19 protein-coding genes and 1 pseudogene are annotated in these 20,507 nt (G+C 67.0%); 12 read left to right on the forward strand and 8 right to left on the reverse strand.

Translation table 11 applies throughout. The features are described 5' to 3' along the window. Nucleotides 1-32: 32 nt before the first annotated feature. Nucleotides 33-716, forward strand: a complete 684-nt coding sequence (locus A7U43_RS00230; protein WP_067989739.1) for a GAF and ANTAR domain-containing protein — start codon at nt 33-35, stop codon at nt 714-716. A 4-nt stretch (nt 717-720) separates the two neighbouring features. Here A7U43_RS00230 and A7U43_RS00235 read toward each other — a convergent pair whose 3' ends face one another. Beyond that, nucleotides 721-897: a CDGSH iron-sulfur domain-containing protein gene (locus A7U43_RS00235; protein WP_082902338.1), complete on the reverse strand. Its 177-nt coding sequence runs from the start codon at nt 895-897 to the stop codon at nt 721-723. A gap of 47 nt (nt 898-944) precedes the next feature. Continuing rightward, nucleotides 945-1,643 carry a HemK2/MTQ2 family protein methyltransferase gene (locus tag A7U43_RS00240; protein ID WP_067989742.1) on the reverse strand — a complete coding sequence of 233 codons (699 nt, stop codon included), beginning with the start codon at nt 1,641-1,643 and terminating at the stop codon, nt 945-947. A gap of 664 nt (nt 1,644-2,307) precedes the next feature. Here A7U43_RS00240 and A7U43_RS00245 point away from each other — a divergent pair. Beyond that, on the forward strand, nt 2,308-3,885 hold the full coding sequence (locus A7U43_RS00245) for a cellulase family glycosylhydrolase (protein WP_197499933.1): 1,578 nt from the start codon (nt 2,308-2,310) through the stop codon (nt 3,883-3,885). A 285-nt stretch (nt 3,886-4,170) separates the two neighbouring features. Beyond that, nucleotides 4,171-5,997 (forward strand): cellulase family glycosylhydrolase, encoded by a 1,827-nt coding sequence (locus A7U43_RS00250; protein WP_197499934.1) that lies wholly within the window; start codon nt 4,171-4,173, stop codon nt 5,995-5,997. A 6-nt stretch (nt 5,998-6,003) separates the two neighbouring features. Here the strand turns inward: A7U43_RS00250 and A7U43_RS00255 are convergent, their stop codons facing one another. After that, the gene (locus A7U43_RS00255) at nt 6,004-6,837 is read right to left on the reverse strand and encodes a glycoside hydrolase family 16 protein (protein ID WP_067989749.1); all 834 of its coding nucleotides are present in this window, start codon (nt 6,835-6,837) and stop codon (nt 6,004-6,006) included. Nucleotides 6,838-7,022: 185 nt separating this feature from the next. On the opposite strand from A7U43_RS00255, the gene A7U43_RS00260 reads away from it, so the two are divergent. The 4 genes and pseudogenes from A7U43_RS00260 to A7U43_RS00275 all read left to right on the forward strand — a co-directional run bounded on the left by A7U43_RS00260 (nt 7,023) and on the right by A7U43_RS00275 (nt 11,513). Then, nucleotides 7,023-8,189: a hypothetical protein gene (locus A7U43_RS00260; RefSeq protein WP_067989751.1), complete on the forward strand. Its 1,167-nt coding sequence runs from the start codon at nt 7,023-7,025 to the stop codon at nt 8,187-8,189. A gap of 178 nt (nt 8,190-8,367) precedes the next feature. After that, nucleotides 8,368-8,774, forward strand: a pseudogene (locus A7U43_RS00265) (IS481 family transposase); the annotation flags it as partial. Between the two features lie 219 nt (nt 8,775-8,993). After that, a complete protein-coding gene (locus tag A7U43_RS00270) occupies nt 8,994-10,295 on the forward strand; it encodes an HNH endonuclease signature motif containing protein (protein ID WP_067989755.1) in 1,302 nt (433 codons plus the stop codon). Between the two features lie 219 nt (nt 10,296-10,514). Next, nucleotides 10,515-11,513: an FAD-dependent oxidoreductase gene (locus tag A7U43_RS00275; RefSeq protein ID WP_067989758.1), complete on the forward strand. Its 999-nt coding sequence runs from the start codon at nt 10,515-10,517 to the stop codon at nt 11,511-11,513. Here the strand turns inward: A7U43_RS00275 and A7U43_RS00280 are convergent. After that, the gene (locus A7U43_RS00280) at nt 11,480-12,172 is read right to left on the reverse strand and encodes a VldE C-terminal domain-containing protein (RefSeq protein WP_067989761.1); all 693 of its coding nucleotides are present in this window, start codon (nt 12,170-12,172) and stop codon (nt 11,480-11,482) included. The two genes, A7U43_RS00275 and A7U43_RS00280, sit on opposite strands and share 34 nt — an antisense overlap. 169 nt (nt 12,173-12,341) lie before the next feature. After that, nucleotides 12,342-14,180 carry an Hsp70 family protein gene (locus tag A7U43_RS00285; protein WP_067989763.1) on the reverse strand — a complete coding sequence of 613 codons (1,839 nt, stop codon included), beginning with the start codon at nt 14,178-14,180 and terminating at the stop codon, nt 12,342-12,344. 69 nt (nt 14,181-14,249) lie between these two features. Between A7U43_RS00285 and A7U43_RS00290 the strand changes: the two genes are divergently transcribed. Continuing rightward, nucleotides 14,250-14,729, forward strand: coding sequence for a nuclear transport factor 2 family protein (locus A7U43_RS00290; protein ID WP_082901972.1), 480 nt, complete (start codon nt 14,250-14,252; stop codon nt 14,727-14,729). On the opposite strand, the gene A7U43_RS00295 is transcribed toward A7U43_RS00290, so the two are convergent. After that, nucleotides 14,730-15,380, reverse strand: a complete 651-nt coding sequence (locus tag A7U43_RS00295) for a L,D-transpeptidase family protein (RefSeq protein WP_067989765.1) — start codon at nt 15,378-15,380, stop codon at nt 14,730-14,732. A gap of 77 nt (nt 15,381-15,457) precedes the next feature. On the opposite strand from A7U43_RS00295, the gene A7U43_RS00300 reads away from it, so the two are divergent. Beyond that, entirely contained in the window at nt 15,458-16,900 is a 1,443-nt protein-coding gene (locus A7U43_RS00300; RefSeq protein WP_067989767.1) for a bifunctional phosphatase PAP2/diacylglycerol kinase family protein, read from the forward strand. On the opposite strand, the gene A7U43_RS00305 is transcribed toward A7U43_RS00300, so the two are convergent. Next, entirely contained in the window at nt 16,854-17,543 is a 690-nt protein-coding gene (locus A7U43_RS00305) for a phosphatase PAP2 family protein (RefSeq protein WP_231963493.1), read from the reverse strand. The two genes, A7U43_RS00300 and A7U43_RS00305, sit on opposite strands and share 47 nt — an antisense overlap. An 83-nt stretch (nt 17,544-17,626) precedes the next feature. On the opposite strand from A7U43_RS00305, the gene A7U43_RS00310 reads away from it, so the two are divergent. After that, on the forward strand, nt 17,627-18,109 hold the full coding sequence (locus A7U43_RS00310; RefSeq protein WP_068001627.1) for a hypothetical protein: 483 nt from the start codon (nt 17,627-17,629) through the stop codon (nt 18,107-18,109). Beyond that, nucleotides 18,106-18,822, forward strand: coding sequence for an NUDIX hydrolase (locus A7U43_RS00315; RefSeq protein ID WP_067989769.1), 717 nt, complete (start codon nt 18,106-18,108; stop codon nt 18,820-18,822). Before A7U43_RS00310 ends, A7U43_RS00315 begins: the two co-directional genes overlap by 4 nt. Nucleotides 18,823-18,826: 4 nt before the next feature. Here the strand turns inward: A7U43_RS00315 and A7U43_RS00320 are convergent, their stop codons facing one another. Continuing rightward, entirely contained in the window at nt 18,827-19,591 is a 765-nt protein-coding gene (locus A7U43_RS00320; protein ID WP_067989771.1) for a trans-aconitate 2-methyltransferase, read from the reverse strand. Between the two features lie 19 nt (nt 19,592-19,610). Here A7U43_RS00320 and A7U43_RS00325 point away from each other — a divergent pair, with 19 nt between their 5' ends. Next, nucleotides 19,611-20,498: an amidohydrolase family protein gene (locus A7U43_RS00325; RefSeq protein WP_067989775.1), complete on the forward strand. Its 888-nt coding sequence runs from the start codon at nt 19,611-19,613 to the stop codon at nt 20,496-20,498. Nucleotides 20,499-20,507: the final 9 nt, after the last annotated feature.

Genomic DNA, 20,507 nt, shown 5'->3' on the forward strand with positions numbered 1-20,507 from the left:
GACCACTCGCGCTTTAAGGGAGACTCTCAAACATGACGTTCTTGGACAAGCAGGACTTGGCGGCACGAATGGCCGAGTTGGCTCGCTCTCTTGCCGGGCCGCGGAGCCTCGAAGAGGTGCTGTCCGGCGTTGCCGCCGCGGCGCTGGAGCTGATCCCCGGGGTCGACACAGCGGGTGTTCTGCTGATCGGCAAGGAGCGCACGTTCGAGACGATGCCCAAGGATGCCCGTCTCACCACCGAACTGCACCGGCTGCAGATGCAGTTCGACGAGGGCCCCTGCGTGCAAGCGGCGCTGGAAGACCTGATCGTGCGCACCGACGACTTCCGCGAAGAGACGCGCTGGCCCCGCTACGCACCGGCGTGCGTCGAGATCGGCGTGCTCAGTGGGCTCTCGTTCAAGCTGTACACATCGGATCGCACGGCCGGCGCCCTGAACCTGTTCGGCTTTCAGCCCAACGTGTGGCGGGGAGAAGCCGAGACCATCGGTGTGGTGCTCGCCGCGCACGCCGCGGCGGCCATACTGGCCAGCCAGGAAGGCGAACAGCTGGAAGCGGCGTTGTCCAGCCGCGACCGGATCGGGCAGGCCAAGGGCATCATCATGGAGCGCTACAAGGTCGACGACGTGCAGGCCTTCGAGATGCTGCGACAGGTGTCGCAGGAGAGCAACACCAAGCTGGTGTCGGTCGCTCAGCAGGTGATCGACACCCGCGACTGATCGGTCACGCGGTGCTCCGAGCATCCTTCGTGCGGGTGCCGCCGGTACGGCACCGCCGGTGGCTGGTATCACACAACGGATAGTTCTTGCTGCGCCCGCAGGCGCAGACCGCGACCATGAACCGGTCGGACTCCACGTGGGCGCCATCGGGCAATTCGATGCGCACCGGTCCCTCGATCATGACCGGTCCGCCGCGCACCACCCGCACGCAGCGCGGCTCCCGATCGGTCACGGCTTATCCGCCCGGATCACCAGCAGCTCCTCCTCGCGCCGGCCCGGCTGCAGACGTCCCGTGTCTTCCAGCCACTGCGCTCGCGAATGCATCACGGGCCCGAACGGGATCCATTCCCAGGCAACGATATCGGCGTCGAGGCCGGCAGCAGAAAGCGACTCCAGCGTTTTGCGCGGATCGGCGAATTCCGACTGCACCAACAGCAGGCTGCCGCCGTCGGCGAGCAGGCCAGGCACCGCCTCGCACAGCGGGTCGAGGATGAGCCGCCCGTCCGAGCCCGCGTCCCAGGCTCGAGCGGGTCCCACCGTGGACGGGAGCGATTCACAGTGCGGGTCGTTGGGCACGTAGGGGGGATTGCACACCACAAGGTCATAGGGCCCGAACTCCGCTGCTCGCGCCCAAGACCCGAGGTGCACGTCGACCTGAGCCTCGTGCAGCTGCGCGTTCGTCCGGGCACAGCGCACCGCTTTGGGGCAGATGTCGAAGGCGGAGACCCGCGCGGCACCTTGAGCGGCCGCGTTGACGGCGATCACGCCGCTGCCGGTGCATAGGTCGGCGACCTTCGAGCCCAGCGCCAGCCCGGTTTTGTACATGACGTCCACCAGTAAGGCGGAGTCCTCACGCGGCGCATACACACCGTCGGCGACGGTGCCGATCAACCGGGAGTCGGGTTCGTACGAATGTGCGGTGGTCACGTGTACCTCTCAGGGGTTCTCAACGGGCCGAGACGGAATCGCGGCCGGCACTGCCGCCTGGATGCCCCGGATGCCCGTCAGCCAAACGACGGCACCGCGTAGACCTCGCAAAATGGACGGTCTGCGCTGCGCGGCCCAGGGCCGTAATCCGTTACGGCGCAGTCGGACCGAGGAGTCGCGCGCTGCCGATGCCGCTTGTCGCGAAGTCCCATCACGCGGCCAGCGGGAGCGGCCAGCAGGAAAATCGGCAGAGGCATCGATGCGCAGCAAATTTGACCTTGATACACGTGGTTACCCTCACGTTTGCCAGACAGCGATAAATGGCGTGTATGAAAATTACAGATCCGGCAATTGAGCCAAAATTTTCGACCTTGATAAATACGCATCACGACGCGCTTAGGCAGGGTCTTCTCAATGAGAAAGTCGACACAAATATGAACCGATAAATGGTCCTGAAATGCGCTTACATGTTTTTTTCAAGATCGGCGCGACATTATACGAATACATTTTCCCGAACGGGTCGATTGAACTCTTCAACGGCCGGGTACTGCTCGAGTTGTCCGGGGTGTGAAGCACACCACAACTACTGATCCTGAGTTTGCGGAAGTTTGGAGATGGCATGATGCGGGGCCCCAATCAGCGGGCAGCAAAGCCGATTCGCTCGATGGCTGCACCCTTGTTCGCGTGCACGCTCGTCGGCGCAGCAGCGCACGTGGGTGCCGCGCCGCCGTCGAGCATGTCGCCGCACGAGGATGCGGTCCGGCAGGTCGCGGTGGATGTGTCGCTGACTGCGGCGATCGACACCTCGTCCAACGCCGTCGGCATCGCCGAGTCCGAGCTGTACTTCATGACGCCGGAAGAGGTCGGCGTCGCGCTGGACACCATGCAATCCATGGGCGTCACGCAATTTCGGATGTTCATCCCCTGGCGTGCAGTCGAGCCCATGCCCGGTGTCTACAACTGGACCGAGGTCGACAAGGTCATCGACGCCGCCGAGCAGCGGGGCATGGCCGTCCTGGGCGCCGTCACGAGTACGCCTACCTGGGCATCGGATGTTCAGGACTCCGCATATGGTGCCCCACGCGACCCGGAGGACTTTGGTGCATTCATGGGCGAACTGGCCAGCCGGTACGGCGCCGGCGACGGCGATCCCGAATCCGCACGCATCTCCGCCTACGAAATTTGGAACGAGCCACAGAGTTCCGTCTTCTGGTCACCGCGGCCCGATCCGGCCGCGTACACCGAACTGTTGAAAGCCGGCTATACCGCGATCAAGGCGGTCGACCCGAGCGGCACCGTGGTGGGCGGGGTGGTCACCGCCGGCCTCACGTGGGGTGGGGTCAACATCAGCCCCGTCGAGTTCGTCCAGACGATGTACGAGAGCGGGGCGGCGGGCTATTTCGATGCGCTGTCGTACCACCCGTACAACTACGACTGGAAGTTCGGCGACGGCGCCGGCAATGCCATTTCGGCGGTGGGTCAGCTGGAGGCCATGCAGGCATTGATGGAACAGTACGGTGACGGTGAGAAGGAGGTGTGGACAAGCGAATACGGTCTCCCCACCTCGTATGTCTCGGAAGCACAGCAAGCCGAGTTCATCGACGACTTCATGGACACCTGGTCCGAACACGAAGGCACCGGCCCGATGTTCATCTACTCCCTCGTCGACCGGAACAGCGCGTCGACCGACGTGGAGGACACCTGGGGACTGTTCCGCGACGACTACACACCCAAACAGGCCGCCGCGGTCGTGCAAGCATGGATCGCAGAGAACGGCCCCGCACCCACCGAGGAGCTGCCGCCGATCGACGAGATCCCTGACCTCGGAGTGCCGACGGAACCGATCGACCCGGTCACCGAGGAGCCGAGCACCGAGGCGGTCGATCCGGTGGCAGAGGCGGTGGCCAACTGGCAGCAGTCACTCGCCGATGCCGCCGCGAACTGGGCCGCGGCATGGGGCCAAACTGACTCCACGACAAGCACATCGACCACCGTGCCCTCGACCACCGGGTTCGAAGCAGAGGATGAAGAACCCGCCGACGCAACGGATCCCGCACTGGAGAGCACGGACTCCGCACGCGCCGCGCTGGTGGAGGCTACCCAGGCCGAGCCGACCACGACCGAGACGGAGTCGGAGTCGGAGTTGACCGACACTTCGACCACGACGGGATCGGAGTCCACGGACGCCGAATCCGCGGGCAGTACCGAGAGCGACAGCTCGACCAGCGCCGCGCAAGGGTAACCACGACCGGTCAGCCGGGGCAGGAGTCCGCCTACCCCGGCTGACCCCCGCTCACCGCAAATCACGCGTGCATCGAGCCCCGCCGTCGAGAACGAATTTCCACACGGAGCACCCGCGGCCGCACAGCCCGGCGCAGCTAAGCCCGTGCACTGTCTGGCGGCGCCGCAGTCCACTCCCGACAACCGCTGGCAATCGGTGTCATTGCGGTTTTTGGCCGACCCCGTTGCGCTAATGTCTGCATTGGCCGAGCTACCGCCGGCCGATGTCGACCGGTCGGGAGTCGTCATGAGCAGGTCAGCTCTTCGAAGCCTTCGACGGCGGGCGGTCATCACCGTGTCCTCGACCGTGGTCCTCGCCGCTGTCTGTGCCACCACCGAACTCCGGCCGCCGATCGAGCCGCGCGCGGCGTCCTACGCCGTCGACATGGCCGCCGCCATCGACGAGACACCCACCACCATCGGTCTGGCCGATTCCAACCTGGTGCGCCTGGGCGACGAGGCCCTCATCGACGAACAACTCGACATGATGCAGGCCTTGGGTGTGCAGAACGTCCGCATCGGCATCTCCTGGGTATCCACCCAACTCACGGAGAACGGAAACTTCTTCTGGGGCGCCACGGACTACGTCATCAACGAGGCCAACCGGCGCGGGATGGGTGTACTCGGGGTGTTGCACGAGACGCCGGCGTGGGCGGGCAGCCCGCCGCTGTCGGGCACACCCGATCTCGAAGCATTCGGTAAGTTCGCCGGCGCGGTCGCCGAGAAGTACGAAGGCAAGATCTCCGCTCTGGAGGTGTGGAACGAACCGAACGGACGGTTCTTCCTCAACCCGGTCGACCCCGTCGCCTACACCAACATGGTGAAGGCGGCCTACACGGCCATCAAGGCGCATGACGATCCCGACGATCCCGACGACGACATCACCGTTGTCGCAGGCGTACTGGGCTCCGGCCGGACCCTCGGCGACAACTTCACCATGAACCCGGTCGACTTCCTGCAGGGCATGTACGACGCCGACGCCCACGGCTATTTCGATGCGTTCTCGTTCCATCCCTACCACTACGACATCCCGTTCTCCGAGGGCGAGACACAGTCGGACTCCCCGATACTGCAGCTGCGTGAGCTCAGGACGCTGATGGAACAGTACGGTGACGGCGCCCTCAAGGTATGGGCGAGCGAATATGGGCTGCCCACAACTCCTTTCGACCCGCAGCATCCGCTGCTGTACAACTCTCCGGAAAAGCAGGCCGAGTTCCTCGCGGACTTCCTGGCCAGTTGGCAGCGGGAGGCCGGCACCGGTCCGATATTCATCTACTCGACCCGGGATATCAACAGCGGCAGCCCAAGTGATCAGGACAACTTCGGTATCTGGTACACCGACTGGCAGGAGAAACCGGCGGTCCAGGTGATCCGCGATTTCCTCGAGGATCTCGAACCCGACAATCCCGTCCTCGACGCCATCAGGGCGTTCGTCACCCGGGTCGTCGAGATCACCGGCGAGGTGATCAACGATGTGGTCGACTTCGTGGTCTGGGGCGCGGAGGTTCTCCTCGATGCGACGGTGTGGGTGGTCAAGACCATCGCCGAGGTGACCGTCAACGTCGTCGAGGGCATCGTGGACATCACCTCCAAGGTGGTGCACGGTATCGCCGACGTCATCACCACCGCGGCGAACTGGGTCGTCGAGAAGGTCAGGAGCTGTCTGGGGATCGAGAGTGCGCCGCCGGCCGAACGCCGGATATTGCCCGCCGCAACGGCATTGGCGATCGATGACTCCACGGTGGACGAGGAGCGAGAGTCACCGGGCGCGGACGAAGCGACCGGGCCGGACGTCGTTCAGCCCGACGTCGGCGACGCTACAGTCACCGAACTCGCAGTCGCCGAACCCGAAGCCACCGAACCCGAGGCCACCGACGTCGTCGAACCCGGCGTCTCCGAGGCCGACACGGTCGAAGACCCACCATCCGAGCCTCTCACCGCGGCACCCGATACCGAGGAGGCCGAGGAAACCGAGACGGTGCCGGTCACCACCCGGGCGACGGCAAGGACCGCGCCGCGAACGGTGCAGACAGCCAAATCGCCCAGGACCGCGGCGTCCAGCGGTTTGCGGTAGCGGGCGTCAGAAGACCCGGATCCAGTCGACCAGCATCTCGGCCGGGTAGGTTCCCCCGGCGGGCTCGCGCCCGCCGGATCCCCCGACCGCGATATTGAAGATCGGTGCCAGGGTGTAGCCGGGATCGTTGAAGGGCCAGGGGTCCAGCGAGTTGGCCGGCACCGTGAAGTATGGCTCCATCCCCGGCTGGTAGTCCTTCCAGAAATACAGACCGGTCGGCTGCCACGTCATCCGCCAGGTATGCCAGGCGCTGTCCACCGGATGCTTGTCGGTCGCCATCATGGTGCCGTCCAGTTTCGCGTGCACGGTGGTGCCCGACGGCCAGTCACGGTTGCCGTACCACTCCACCAGGTCGATCTCGCCACCGCGGACCGGGTCGTCATTGAGCAGCCAGAAGGCCGGCCACGCGCCGTCGGTCAGACAGTTCAGCTTGATACGGGCTTCCCAGGTGGTGCCGATGCCGCCGCGCCAGTTACCGATGATCTTCGCGCTGGCGTACTTCTCCTGGATATTGGCGCCCTCCCCGCGGGTGGCGCGGATGACGAGGTTGCCGTTGCCGTCCTGGAAGACATGTTCCTGGTCGGTGACGTAGCGACCCATGTTGTAGGGCTTGTCCCATTCCACCGGGTTACGGATGGTTTCCCGCTGCGGAACGATGAACCATGCGGCCGGGTCCGGGGGCGAACCCGCGGGGCCGTTGAATTCATCCTGGAACAGCATCGTCGGCACCGCGGCCCCCGGGCCGGGGACCGGTCCGGGGGGTACATCACCGGGCACCGGCTCTGCGTGGGCCACCGGGGAGGGCAAAGCCGCGGCGGCCGCTCCCAGTCCGAGCATCATCAGGGCGCTGCGTCGATCAAAATCAGGCACAGCCGAACCATAAACGAGGTCGCACAGGTTTCGCGCGCAACCACGCGAACAGCGAACTCCATGGACCGTGAAAAGGAAGCCCCCACTTTCACCGCCAGCTCGGCTAGCGTTTGCGTCGGCAAACTACCAGATCCGATGCAGGAGTCATTAAAGGCATGGCCAACAACGTATTTCGGCAGACCCTGACCGCGGGCGTGGTTCTTGCCAGTGCCGGTGCCATCGCGCTGGCACCCGTGACCGTGACTCCCGATGCTCCTGCGGTCATCGACACACCACGCGTCGTCAGCACAGCCGTGATGCCGGCCGGGCTGGTCCAAGACCTACAGCTCATCGGCACCGGGGCCCGGTCGGCGGTGGAGCAGAGCGTGGACGCACTCACCCGCAAGATTCCCGATCTGTGGTGGACGGTGCACGAGCAGTGGCCCGACGCCGACCTGCTGCATTGGAACTACGCCCTGGTCAGCGACATTTTCCTGGCACCGATCACACCGCTGCTCATCGGCCCGTTAAACGACGCGGTGGCCGAGGCCGTGGCCCGCAACTTCCCGATCCTGGGCGACGAGATTCGCCGAATTCCCGATTTCGTCGAGTACGCGTTCGTCCGGTTGATCGGGCCGGTTCTGAGCGCGATCGGCGGGGCCGGCGTGGCGCACTCCGAAATCTTCTACTCGATGACGACGCTGCGCATCGAGCCGTTCATCGAGGCCATCGTCAGAGCGCCGTTCCACGTGATCGACGGCCTGCTCTTCGGCGGGTACGGCGACCTCGGCCCGATCCTGCCCGGCCGAGAAGGGCAGTACATTCCGGCGCCCGGCCTGTTCACGCCGTGGGGCCAGCCACCGCGGGTCCGCAATATCAAGACGCCGAACGACATCGCCACCACCACGTCCGTCCCCGACGCCGGCGCGAACATGGTCAGTCTGGTCACCGATGCCACCGATCAGGTCGTCGAGACCACGGTGCGTACCGCCGTCGAACCGGTTGTCGAGACGGTCGGCACCGAGACCGAGACCGTCGGTGACACTCCCGAGCCGACCACCGCGGTAGCCGGGGACACCACCTCACCTGAAGCCGACGCCGAACCCGAGACGGTCGCCGACGAGGCGGGCACCACGGCCGAAGCCCTCAAGCCGGTCAGGCCAGTCAAGGTCGACCCGGCGGCCAGAATTCGACAGGGCATCAAGAACTTCCGCACCGGATTGCACAACACCGCGAAGAAACTGACCGGCCGCGGACCATCGTCACGCCCGGACTCGCGGTCGGAGAGCTCCCCGAGCGATTCCGCCGCGTCGGAATCCCCGGGCGCGAAGGACGCTGAATAACTCGGTAGCAATGTGGGCAGTCGTCTGCACCCGAAGCGCCGGTCGTGCGTCGGCATCCCTGAGAGATCGCCCTTGCGCGCGTGTCATGTCTCAAGACATCGGTGACAGTTCTGCATCAGGACATCGGTGACACTTCGAGGGTTCTTGGTGGTGACACTTCTGCGCCGAGGCTGCGGGGGTGGCCGTTAATGAACCTATCGATCCTCGTGTCCGGTTGGCGATCTCACAGTGGCTGATGACGCGCCGCGTGGGGCGGTCTCGACGTTCTGCGCCGAGCACGGCATCTCCCGAAAGTCGTTCTACGCGTTACGTCAGCGCGCGAAGACCGATGGGCAGGCCGAGGTGCTCGAACCCAAGTCTCGGCGGCCCAAGTCGAGTCCGTCGAAGTTAACTGAGGAGGTTAGGCAGCAGGCCGTGGCCGTGCGTGCCGCTCTGGAGGCGTCCGGCCGCGACCATGGACCGATCAGCGTGTACGACAAAATGCACGCGATGGGCTTGCCGCAGGTCCCTTCCGTCGCCGCGTTGGCACGGATCTTCCGTGAGGCCGGTGTGGCTCGTCTTGAGCCCATGAAGAAGCCCCGCTCGGTGTGATGTCTCAGGACATCACATCGCCCTTGCGCGCGGCCTTGATTCGGCGTAGTATCGAACACAAGTTCGAATGCGACGTAGCTCCCATTAGCACCCGGTGAGCTGCAGACCGCGACTCCGGTCGCCGCGAGGTTCATTACGTCCTGGGGGACTTAATGAACCGTAGTACTAACTGATCGTGCCTTGTGGGCACCTTCTGTGAAAGCCGGTATCCCTATGGACGCCACTGATCTCGAGACGTTTGTTGATGCGTTGATCGATGACCTCACCCCTGTCGCCGCGCGGGAGGGCGATCGCCCCCTGTTCCATCTGCTCGACGCTCCCCGCCGCGGTGTTGACGACGAGGCGGTGGTGGCGGTGCTGGCCGCCGCGGTCACCCTGCGCAACCTGGCCGACCATGTCATCGCCTCCGCGGTCGTGGCCGCCGAGCGGGCCGCGATCCCGGCCCGACAACACCTGCGCACGGGGACCGATCTGCTCACCAGCATCGGCGTGGCCCCCGGCGCAGCGCACCGAGCCGTGCGGGTGGGCCGGGCGGCGCACACCCTGCCGGCACTGACCGCGCAGCAGCGCCTCGGTGCGGTCGGGATCGAATTCGCCGACGCCGTCGGCAAAGGCATCAGCCACATCACCAGTCGGGTGGCCCTGTCCGAGGAAGACCGCGCCGAGATCGTGACGACATTGATGACCCAAACCACCCCCTCGTTGGTGGACAAGAAGGCCCGCGGGATCGCCATCACCAAAGCCGCCACCTCATCCCCCGAGGAGGGTGCGGTCCCGGTCGCGGAGAACACCGACCTCAACGACATGACCGTGGTGCAAACCGAGGACGGGCGGGTGGCGGCCACCCTCGACCTCGATGCGCTCACTGGCGAAGAACTGCTCGCCGCCCTGGACCCGTTAACTCGGCCGATCCCGCTGCCGGACGGATCGCCGGACCCCCGCCCGGTCGGGCGGCGCCGCGCCGACGCATTCGGGCAGATACTGCGCACCTACCTGTCTGGCTCCGGGCGCCCGATGTCGGGTGGGGTGCTCCCGCACGTCACCCTCATCCGACCCGCAACGCAGGGCGTGGACACCCTCGGATTCGGTGGCCCCATCAGTACCGCGACCGCTGAGCTCATCGCCTGTGACAGCACTTTGACTTCGGTGATCGTCGACCACTCGGGCGCACCACTGGATGTGGGACGCAGCGAAAGACTGTTCACCCCGCTCATCCGCAAAGGGTTAGCCGTGCGTGACGGGGGCTGCGCACACCCCGGGTGCGGGCGGCCGGTGTCCTGGTGCGATGCCCACCACATCACCCCCTGGTCCGCCGGGGGCACCACCAGCCTCGACAACGGCGTCCTGCTCTGCCGACTCCACCACACCGCGATCCACCACGGCGGCTGGCAGGTCTACCTCGGCCCCGACCGCCACCCCTGGTTCATCCCACCCCACGCCCAGGGCACACCAACACCCGAGCATCTGCGCTCCCACGCCCGACGCACCATGACCGACCTACCCACCGCCGCATAAACCACACCTGCACCGCACCTTGAAAACTGCACGGCACCTTGAAAACTCCACAGTGAAACCGCCCGCACAGCGGGTCCGGCGGCACAACACCCCGCCGGACCCGCCACCACGACCGGATCTGACCAGAGCCGTACTGCCAGAACGGGTTTGACGGCTCTCCGAGACCCGGTCATCGTGGCACGGACATCGACGATGACGAGAACCGGTAGGTTACTCACCATGGGCACGGCATTGCAGGCCGTCGTGGTCGGCTCCGGGATCAGCGGCCTGACCACCGCCATCTCGCTGCTGGAGGCCGGCCACGCGGTGCGCATTGCGGCCGCCGAGCGCGCCTTATCCACCACCTCGGCCGTGGCGGCCGCGGTGTGGTTCCCGACCCATGTCGCACCGTGGGAGCGCGTATCGGGCTGGGGTGCACACACCTTCGATGTGCTCGCCGAGCAGGCCTCGGCGCAGGTACCGGGGGTCGTCATGCGTGAGTCGCTGAGCCTGTATCGAGAATCGCCGGGCGAACCCGCGTGGACGGCCGCCGTCGGCAATCTCCGACCGGCCCGCGCGGACGAACTGCCACCGGGCTATGCCCACGGATTGCGCTATGCGGTGCCGTTGGCGGAGATGCCCCGTTATCTCCCATGGCTGGAGGAACGGGTCCGAGCCCTCGGCGGCGAAGTCGACCAGCGCCGGCTGCGTTCACTGGACGACGTGGGCGAGGAGGCAGACGTGGTGATCAACTGTGCCGGCCTCGGCGCGGGCGCACTGGTCGACGACCCTTCGGTGTATCCGGTGCGAGGCCAGATCGTCCGGGTCAGCAATCCCGGCCTGACGATGTCGGTTCGTGACGAGGAGCATCCCGGCGGTCGCGCGTACGTACACCCCCGGACCGCGGACTGCATTCTCGGCGGCACCCTGGACGAGGGCCGATGGGACACCACGGTGGACGAGACCGTCGGAGCGGCGATCCTGGCGCGGTGCGCCGACCTGGTGCCCGCCCTGCGCGATGCTCACGTGCTTGAGCAGGTGGTGGGGCTACGCCCCGGGCGCCCGACCGTCCGACTCGAAGAGGGCGAGCCATTGAACTCCGGAGCTCGAGTCGTGCACAACTACGGGCACGGCGGTTCGGGAATCACCCTGTGCTGGGGCTGCGCCCTCGAGGTCACCGCACTCGTCGGCGGCTCCCACCCCGATCAGCGGAAGTACTGCTCACCGCCGGTCGGGTAGCCCCCGCCGGTGGTGGTGACGTGCACGTGATCGTAGTGGCCGTATCCGCCGGAACCCGCTGCACCGCTCGGGGTGTAGTAGGTACCGCGCCAGATGGCGTCCTGCATGCCGAAACGGGCGGCATTCTTCATCACGTACGCGACGATCTGGTTGCCGAGCGCGACACCCTCCGCGCTCCCGGGGTTGGGGATCATCACGTCGAGCGCCAGCCCGTTCGGGTGCCAGCGCAACGCATCGGGGCGCACGCCGCCGATGCTGCGGATCTCCGGGAAGACCGCACTGATGGCGCGGGCCGCCAGGATGGTCTTGACCTGCAGCCCGTGTTCGGGAGCCACGCCCTTGGGCAGTAACAGCGATCGGGTGTCCGCCCGCCACCTCGACGCCGAGACGAGCTGGGCGGAGGTGACCTCGGGCGCTGCGGATACCAGGGCGGTGGGGTTCCACCCGAAGGACGCCGGTGCCGCGATGACCTCGACACCCAGTGGGGCAGCTTCGGCGGTGCGGACCGCCGCGGGAGCGGAAGCTCTGGTCGCCTGGTCAGCGACGGTCACGGGCTGGATGTCGCCGCCGACGGAGAAGAGTACGGCGGCCGGCGCCACGATGGCGGCAAGTACGGCGGACGACCGCAGTCGGCTGTGAGCCGTTCCCTGTCGCCGCATTCACCACACCTTCGAGCTCGCCGGTTTCACGTTCAGCAACCGCCGAGACCCGGCCGTGTGCTTGTCGTTACCTATCCGTGACTTAACTCGGGTGACTATAACCCGGCGTGTCGCAGCAGCTCAACTCTTCGAGAAATTGGTATGCGCAGGTCGGACGGTCCGAGATCGGCTACGGAGCCGCTGGGGCCGCCGGGTTGGGCACCTGGATGGGGATCGGGGGCAGCAAAGGCACGTTGATATATGTGGTCGTCATCGCCGGCGCCTGCGACACCGTGGTGACCTCTGCGGTGGTGGTCGGCAACGTGCTCGGCACCGTCGTGGTGGTGGTGGACGGCACGGTCGTGGTGGTCGTGGTCGTGGTGGTGGTAGACGGCGTCGTGGTCGTCGTCGTGGTGGTCGTCGTCGTGGTGGTCGTGGTGGTCGTCGTCGTGGTCGTGGTGGTCGGCGGCTGCGTTGTGGTGGTCGTCGGTGCCACCGGCTGCGGCGCGACGGGTTCCGGTGGCGGCGCCGGCGGTGCCTGGGTGACGGTGACGATCGGTGGCGCTGTCTGGACGGCCGGGGGCTGCTCGACCGGCGGTGGTGTGTACACCCCGGACACCGGGGCCGTCGACGGGGTGGGCGTGTCCGTCTCGGACACACTGGTCAGCGCGATCGCCACGCCACCGATGCCGACGACAGCCAGGATGCCGGCGGCGGCGAACACCGCCATCGGTAGCCGCGGGACGCCGCGCGGCTCGTCATCGTATTGGGTCGGAACATGTTGGGAGACAATGCGGGTGGACTCATCGCCGAGATACGGGTTCGGTCCGTTGACCTCGGGATAGTCATCGGGTCCGGCGTAGGGCACCGGCTCGGCGGACAGATCGTCGTCCTGTGACCAGGCCAACGCCCGGAACGTCGAGGACCCGGACTGATCCGGGAGCACGATGGGCGGCGCCAGACTGGTCGGGGCGTCGGCTCCGAGCGCGGGAGCCATCCCGGTCTGCGCGCCGGCCTCCGCCGCGTAGGCCGCGAACAGCGCCGCGCCGACGGCCGCGTCCAGGGCGGGCTGCGGGGTGCTCACCACCGGGATCTGGGTATGCGCGGAGAGCTTCTGGGTGACCAGCGGAATGCTGGCGCCGCCACCCGCGGTCGCGACGACGGTCACATCTGTCCAGCTGATCCTGTTGCGCTGCAACAGATTATCCAGTTCATCGAGCACGTGCTGCACCGGCTCGGCGAGTAACGCCTCCAGCTCGGCGCGGGTCACCCGGACCACCGACCGGTAACCGGGCAACTCCACCGGGATCTCGGTGGCGGCCGCCGCGGACAGGCGTTCCTTGGCCTGCCGGCATTCGTCGCGCAGCGTGCCGAGCAGTCCGACCGCCGCGGTGGCTCCCGGATCGGTGTCCTCGATGCCGGACAACACGTGGGTCAACAACGCCTGGTCGATCAGGTCGCCCGAGAACTCGGCCACCCTGGTCGTCTCGTCGAGCGGTTCGAAGCCCAGGCCCGAATCGGCGAGGGTGATGCTGGTCCCGCCACCGCCCAGGTCCACCAGCACCACCGGGCCGCCGGCACCCAGACCCGGGTGGGCGCGCAGCGAGGTCAGCGCCGCGACGGCATCCGAGACCAGCCGCGGTGTCGTTCCGTTCGGGGAAAGCACCGGATTGGACCGCAGGCTTGCCCGCAGCGCCCGAAGCGTGGCGGCGTCCCAGTGGGCGGGCACCGCGATCGCGGTCTGCGCCGACACGGTGCCGCCCGCGACACCCACCATCGCCTCCAGCGCCTCGACCAGCAGGTCGTCGGCGGGATAGGACGATCCGTCGGGGGCCACCAGCGGTACCGGATCTCCCACGCGGTCAACGAATCCGGTCAGTACCTGTCCCGGCCGGCCGGACGGCACGCCGACTTCCGGCGCACCCTGCACGGGAAGTGTCAGAACAGCGCGCCGGGTCACCGGACGGTCGCCGACACGTGCCGCGACCAGGTTGGTCGTCCCGATGGACAACCCCAACGGGTCGGTCATTGGGCCCACCTTAACCGTCGCCACTGCGTTCGGCCGAACGGACACAACGCGGCGAAACCCTGTGTTCTGATGTCGGGCATGGTTGACAACCTCGCTGAAATCGAAGAAATCAAGAAGGTCAAGTACCGCTACATGCGCGCGCTGGACACCAAGCATTGGGACGATTTCGCCGATACCCTGACCGAGGATGTGGTGGGAGACTACGGCGAGTCCCTCGGTGAGGAACACCACTTCACCGACCGTGCCTCACTGGTGGAGTTCATGCGCACCTCCATGCCGGCCGGCATCATCACCGAGCACAAGGTGACCCATCCGGAGATCGAGGTCGACGGCGACGAGGCGACCGGGATCTGGTACCTGCAGGACAAGGTCATCGCCCCCGAGTTCAACTTCATGCTCATCGGTGCCGGCTTCTACCACGACACCTACCGGCGCACCCCGCAGGGCTGGAAGATCAGCAAGACCGGGTACGACCGGACCTATGACGCGTCGTTGTCCACCGAGAGCCTCGGCTTCAAGGTGAAAGCCGGTCGCGCCGTTAATATCTGACTATTTCGACACGGCGATGAGGGCGCCGGGGCGTAGCCACCGGATGATCTTCACCAGGGCGGCATCGTCGATCGCGACGCATCCCGCGGTCGCGCTGCCGTCGGTGGTGTGCAGGAAGAACGCGCTGCCCGCACCGGGCACCCTGGCCTTGTTGACCCCCATCACCACGGCATGCGCGTACTGCGGGATCTGCAGGTTCTCGGTGCCGCTGCCCTCGGTGGCGAACGGGCACCGGGCCTTCTCGCACACCTGCATGGTGTTGTAGGTCGGGCTGTTCACGTCGCCGTCCCACCAATGGTTCGGCCCCACCTGCACATAGGGCAGGCCACCGCCGGGATTGGCCTGGGTACCGAAGGCGAAGTCCAGGGGGAACACCCCCATCGGGGTCTTCATCGACCCCTCGCGGATCTCCTGCGCCATGCCGCTGGACCCAATGTGCGCGGGTATCCCCACACCGACCGGTGTCCAGCCGGCCGCGGTCCGCTCCCACACGTCGATCTTGGCCGTGGTAGGCCCCACGCCCACAACGGAAATGACCTGGGTGGCGTTGCCGACCGAACCGGCGAACCAGGGGGTCTCGACGGCGTTGGCGACCGGCGCCGACGCCAGGGTCAGCCAGAGCGCGCTCAACACCACCAGTAGTCGGCGCATCCGACCATCGTCGGCGCCGCAACGGGACGGGGTCAAGTCAAGGTTTGGACACGGCGGGTAATGCGTACTTTGTAGCCATGGGACTCGGAACGGTCGACCGGCGCGTATTCCTGGCCGTTGCAGAATCGGACAGCAAGGTGCTCGACACGGTGATGCCCAAACTCACCGCGGCCGCCGACCACTCCAAATTGTGGTTTGCGATCGGCGCCGGACTGTTCGCCACCGGAACCCCGTCCATGCGCCGTGGCGCGGCGCGGGGCCTGCTGACGCTGGCGGTGACCAGCCTGGTCACCAATCAGGGCGCCAAGCGCATCTGGAAACGACCCCGCCCGGACTTCGCGGCGGTGCCCTTCGTCCGGCGGTCGCGGCGGATGCCGACGTCGAACTCGCTGCCGTCGGGGCATTCGGCCAGCGCGGCCGCGTTCGCTGTCGGTGTTGGCCTGGAGAACCGCAATCTGGGCGTCTGCCTGGGTGCACTTGCCGGGCTGGTCGGCCTGTCCCGGGTGGCCACCGGTGCGCACTATCCCGGCGATGTGCTGGCCGGATTCGGGATCGGCACCGCCGTCGCCTTGGTCGGGGCCGGGGTGGTGCCCACCATCGTGGAGCCCCCGATCACCGCCGGCGAACCGCACCGCTACGACACCCCGCCCCGCCCGCAGGGTGAAGGCGTGATCCTGGTCGTCAATCCGAATTCCGGCAGCGGCACCGGGCGCCGCATCCTCGACGAGGTGCGCAAGGCACTGCCCGCGGCCGAGATCGTCGCGGTCGGCGACGACGGGGATATCGAGGACAAGCTGCGCGAGGCCGCCGAGCGGGCCGAGGTGCTGGCCGTCGGCGGCGGTGACGGCACGGTGTCCACCGCAGCCGGTATCGCGGTGCAGGCGGGGGTGCCGCTGGCGGTGTTCCCCGGCGGGACCTTCAATCATTTCGCCAAGGACATCGGCTGCGACACCGTCGCCGCCACCGTCGAGGCGCTGCGCAGCGGGTCGGCCGCCTACGCCGACACCATCGCGTTCAACGACTCCGGGACCGTGGTCAACACGGCGAGCATCGGCGCCTACCCGAAGTTCGTCCGCATCCGGGAAAAGCTGGAGCACAAGATGGGTAAGCCCCTGGCCGGTGCGTACGCGCTGTACCGCACCCTGCGCACCGACGCCACGGTGCGAATCCGCTACGACAACAAGACCGTGCAGACATCGTTGTTCTTCCTCGGCAATTCGCTGTACTCGCCGTCGGGCTTCGCCCCGTCGCGACGGGTCCGGATGGACGACGGACTCATCGACGTGCGCATCCTGGAGACCGGCCGCAAGTGCGCCACGCTGCGCATCCTGACCGCGCTGGCCACCGGCAGACTCGTACACAGCCCGCTGTACCACGAATTGCGGGTACCCGAGTTCAGCTTCACCGCGGTGGACGGCCCCACCCAGATCGCCCACGACGGCGAGGTGGAAATCGTCTGCCAGGAAGCGACTTTCAAGAACCGATATCGCTCACTGCCGGTGTTTCGTCCGCTGCCCTGAGTCGCCGGTTGGTGAGTATCGGCAGACATGCCAGTGCCCACAGATAACCCAGCGCCCAACCCGCCAGCACGTCGGAGGGGTGATGCACATTGAGCACCACCCGGCCCGCGCCGACCGCGATGACGATCAGGACGCCGATCACGATGGCCGCGGTGCGCGCTCGGCCGCCCAACCTGGGCGATGCGGCGAACACGATCGCCGTCACCGCCACCGCGGTCCCGAGGGCATGCCCGGACGGGAAGGCCGAAGAATGCTCCGCCACCAGCGCGGTGGCCGGACGTGGCAGTGACACAATCGCTTTCGTGAAGGTCACGAGCAGCGCGGAGAACTCCACCGTGGCGGCGAGATACAACACCAGCTGATATCGGTCCGGGCGACGCCCCATCAACAGGTAGACGATCCAGATCAACGTGATCAGCCGGAACACCGCCGGATGAAACACCGTGCACAGCACATCCCAGGTCCGCACCCAGCCCGGATGCGCGGTGCCGTAGCGGTACAGCGGATCCAGCACCGCCCAGTCGGCGTGCTCCATCCACTCCCAGCGCGCCAGCACCCCGGCCAGCGCGAGCGCGAACACCGCGGCAGCCACCAACGCACCGATCAGCGCAGCGGGGTGACGCGGGAAAATTCTGTCTGGCAAAGGCGCTCCCGAAGACGATGACCGATCTGCGGCCGAGCATAGGCGCCCGACCCGGTACCGGGGTTGCCGGTATCGTGCGGACCATGGCGGTGTTCCTGCGCAAAATGCTGCGTATCGGCAAACTTCCCGGCGAGCTACGCGACGCCGTGGAGGCCGAGGGCATCATCCACTTCGCCGAGTATGTGCCGGTCACCAGGCGATTCAGCGGAAAGGTGCCCGGAAAGCGCTCGGTCGGCAGTGTGGCCAGTTTCTCCGGGTCGCTGGTGTTCACCTCCCAGCGCGTACTGGGCACGTTGTCCACCGTGCCCAAACTGGCCGGACGGGCCATCGACCTGCGCTGGGACGCACCGCCGTCGGGCCCGGTGATCGCCGATATCTCCTCGGCGGGCCTGGTGATCAACCTCGACGTCGCGCAGGTCGACCCACGGTGCTCCGGGCAGTTGTCACTGCACTACAAGGAGCCGTTGAGCGACGACGTGCTGGCACGCCTGCCGCGCCGCTCGCTGACCTACGACGTGCCTCCGGAGTTCATCTTCCGCGCCGTCGGGGTGCCGTATCACCCGTGACCATCAGCTACGACGACGCGCTTCGCGACCGCATCCGGGCAAATCTGGCCGGCCACGTCCGCCGCACGTTCACCGACACCGCCAAGCGGCGCGCCGCCGTCGCCATCACGCTGGTGGACTCCCACGTCGGTGAGGATCGGGTGGATCCGGCGCCGGTCGAGGACTGGATCGCCGGCCGGCCGATGCCCGAATCACTGGACGGGCGCATGGTCGACGTATCCGGGGGCGCCTCGTTCCTGTTGTGCCGCCGGGCATCACGGCTGAACTCGCATGCCGCTCAGTGGGCGCTGCCGGGCGGCCGGCTCGATCCCGGTGAGAATTCCGTCGATGCCGCGCTGCGCGAACTCCACGAAGAGGTCGGGGTCGAGTTGCCGGGAAGCTCGGTGCTGGGCCTGCTCGACGACTACCCCACCCGGTCGGGTTATGTCATCACCCCGGTGGTGCTGTGGGGTGGCGGCCGACTGGAGCTACACCCCTCCCCCGACGAGGTGGTCGCCGTCTACCGGGTCGGACTGCACCAGCTCCAACGCGCCGACTCGCCGCGGTTCATCGAGATCCCGGAGAGCCCGCGGCCCGTCGTACAGATCCCGTTGGGCAATGACCTCATCCATGCCCCGACCGGCGCGGTGCTGCTCCAGTTGCGCTGGCTCGGGCTGGAGGGGCGGGGCGACGCCGTCGACCACCTCGAGCAGCCGGTATTTGCCTGGAAGTGACGGGTCACCCGACCCGGGCCACCACGAAGACCCGTCGGAACGGGAAGAAGGTCCGCCCGTCCGCGCGCCGCGGGTAGGCCCGCGCCAGCTCGGGAATGATGGCCTGCCGGTACTGCTGCCACTGCTGTTCGGTCAGCCGTTCCTTCACCTGGGTCAGCGCGGTGCCGGTGATCCAGTCCAGGACCGGTGTAGCACCGGTCAACTCGTGCACGTAGGTGCTCTCCCAGGCGTCCACCTCGCAGCCGGCGTCGGTCAGCAGCCCGGCGTATTCGGACGGGGTGGCGACCACATCGGCGTCCCGGAACGGCATGTCTCGCAACGCCTCGGCGAACGGTTCCCGGCGGGCCACCTCGCGCACCGCGACATGCGACGGGGCGTCGAAATTTCCCGGCACCTGGAAGGCGATCGACGATCCCGGGGCCAGCTGGCCGGCCCAGCGCACGATGAGCTCGCGGTGTTCGGGCACCCACTGCAGCGCGGCATTGGAAATGACGACGTCGGTGTCGGGTGCCGGTGACCATTCGGCGATCCCGCCCAGACGCACGTCCAGGCCCCGTTCGGTGGCCGCGGCGACCATCTCCGCCGAGGAATCCCAGCCCTGCACCACCGCCCCCGGCCAGCGCACGCTCAGCGTCTCGGTCAGGTTGCCGGGACCGCACCCCAGGTCCGCCACCCGGCGCGGATGCGGCGCGGCGATCCGGCCGACCAGATCGAAGAACGGCCGACCGCGGTGGTCGGCGAAGGCCAGGTAGGTGTCGGGGTTCCACATGCTGCCATCATCGACGGTGATGAATGAGGCAACAACGGTTCGGCGCATCTGGGGATCGCTGGGGCTATCCGGAATCATCGACGTGCACACCCACTTCATGCCCAAGAACGTGATGGACAAGGTGTGGCTGTATTTCGACAGCGCCGGGCCGCTGGTGGGGCGGGAATGGCCGATCACCTATCGCGCCGACGAGGATGCCCGGCTCCGCACGCTGCGTGCGTTCGGTGTGCGGGCGTTCACCTCGCTGGTGTATCCGCACAAACCTCAGATGGCGGCCTGGCTGAATCAGTGGGCGGCGCAGTTCGCCGCCGCGACACCGGATTGTCTGTCCACCGCGACCTTCTATCCCGAACCCGGTGCCGCCCGATATGTCACCGAGGCCATCGAGGGCGGTGCGCGGGTATTCAAGGCCCATGTCCAGGTCGGCGCCTATGATCCGACCGACCCGCTGCTCGACGACGTGTGGGGCGTGCTCGCCGATGCCGGAACTCCGGTCGTCATCCACTGCGGCTCGGGCCCCGCACCCGGCACGTTCACCGGTCCGGATCCGGTCGAGGCCGTACTGGCGCGCCATCCGCGGCTCCGGCTGATCATCGCGCACATGGGAATGCCGGAATACGAACCGTTCCTCGATATCTGCGAGCGCCATGCCGGCGTCCACCTGGACACCACGATGGCGTTCACCGCATTCGCCGAGGAGACCATGCCGTTCCCGCCGGGCGCCTATCCGCGGCTACGTGACCTCGGCGACCGGATCCTGTTCGGCAGCGATTTCCCCAACATCCCGTACCACTACACCCACGCGATGACGGTGCTCACCGAACTGCCCGGTGTCGACGACGACTGGCTGCGCGGGGTGCTCGCGCGTAATGCGGCTGAACTGTTCGGTTTACAGATACCCGACTGACTGACACGT

Origin of the sequence: Mycobacterium adipatum (assembly GCF_001644575.1) — a bacterium.
Lineage (GTDB): Bacteria > Actinomycetota > Actinomycetes > Mycobacteriales > Mycobacteriaceae > Mycobacterium > Mycobacterium adipatum.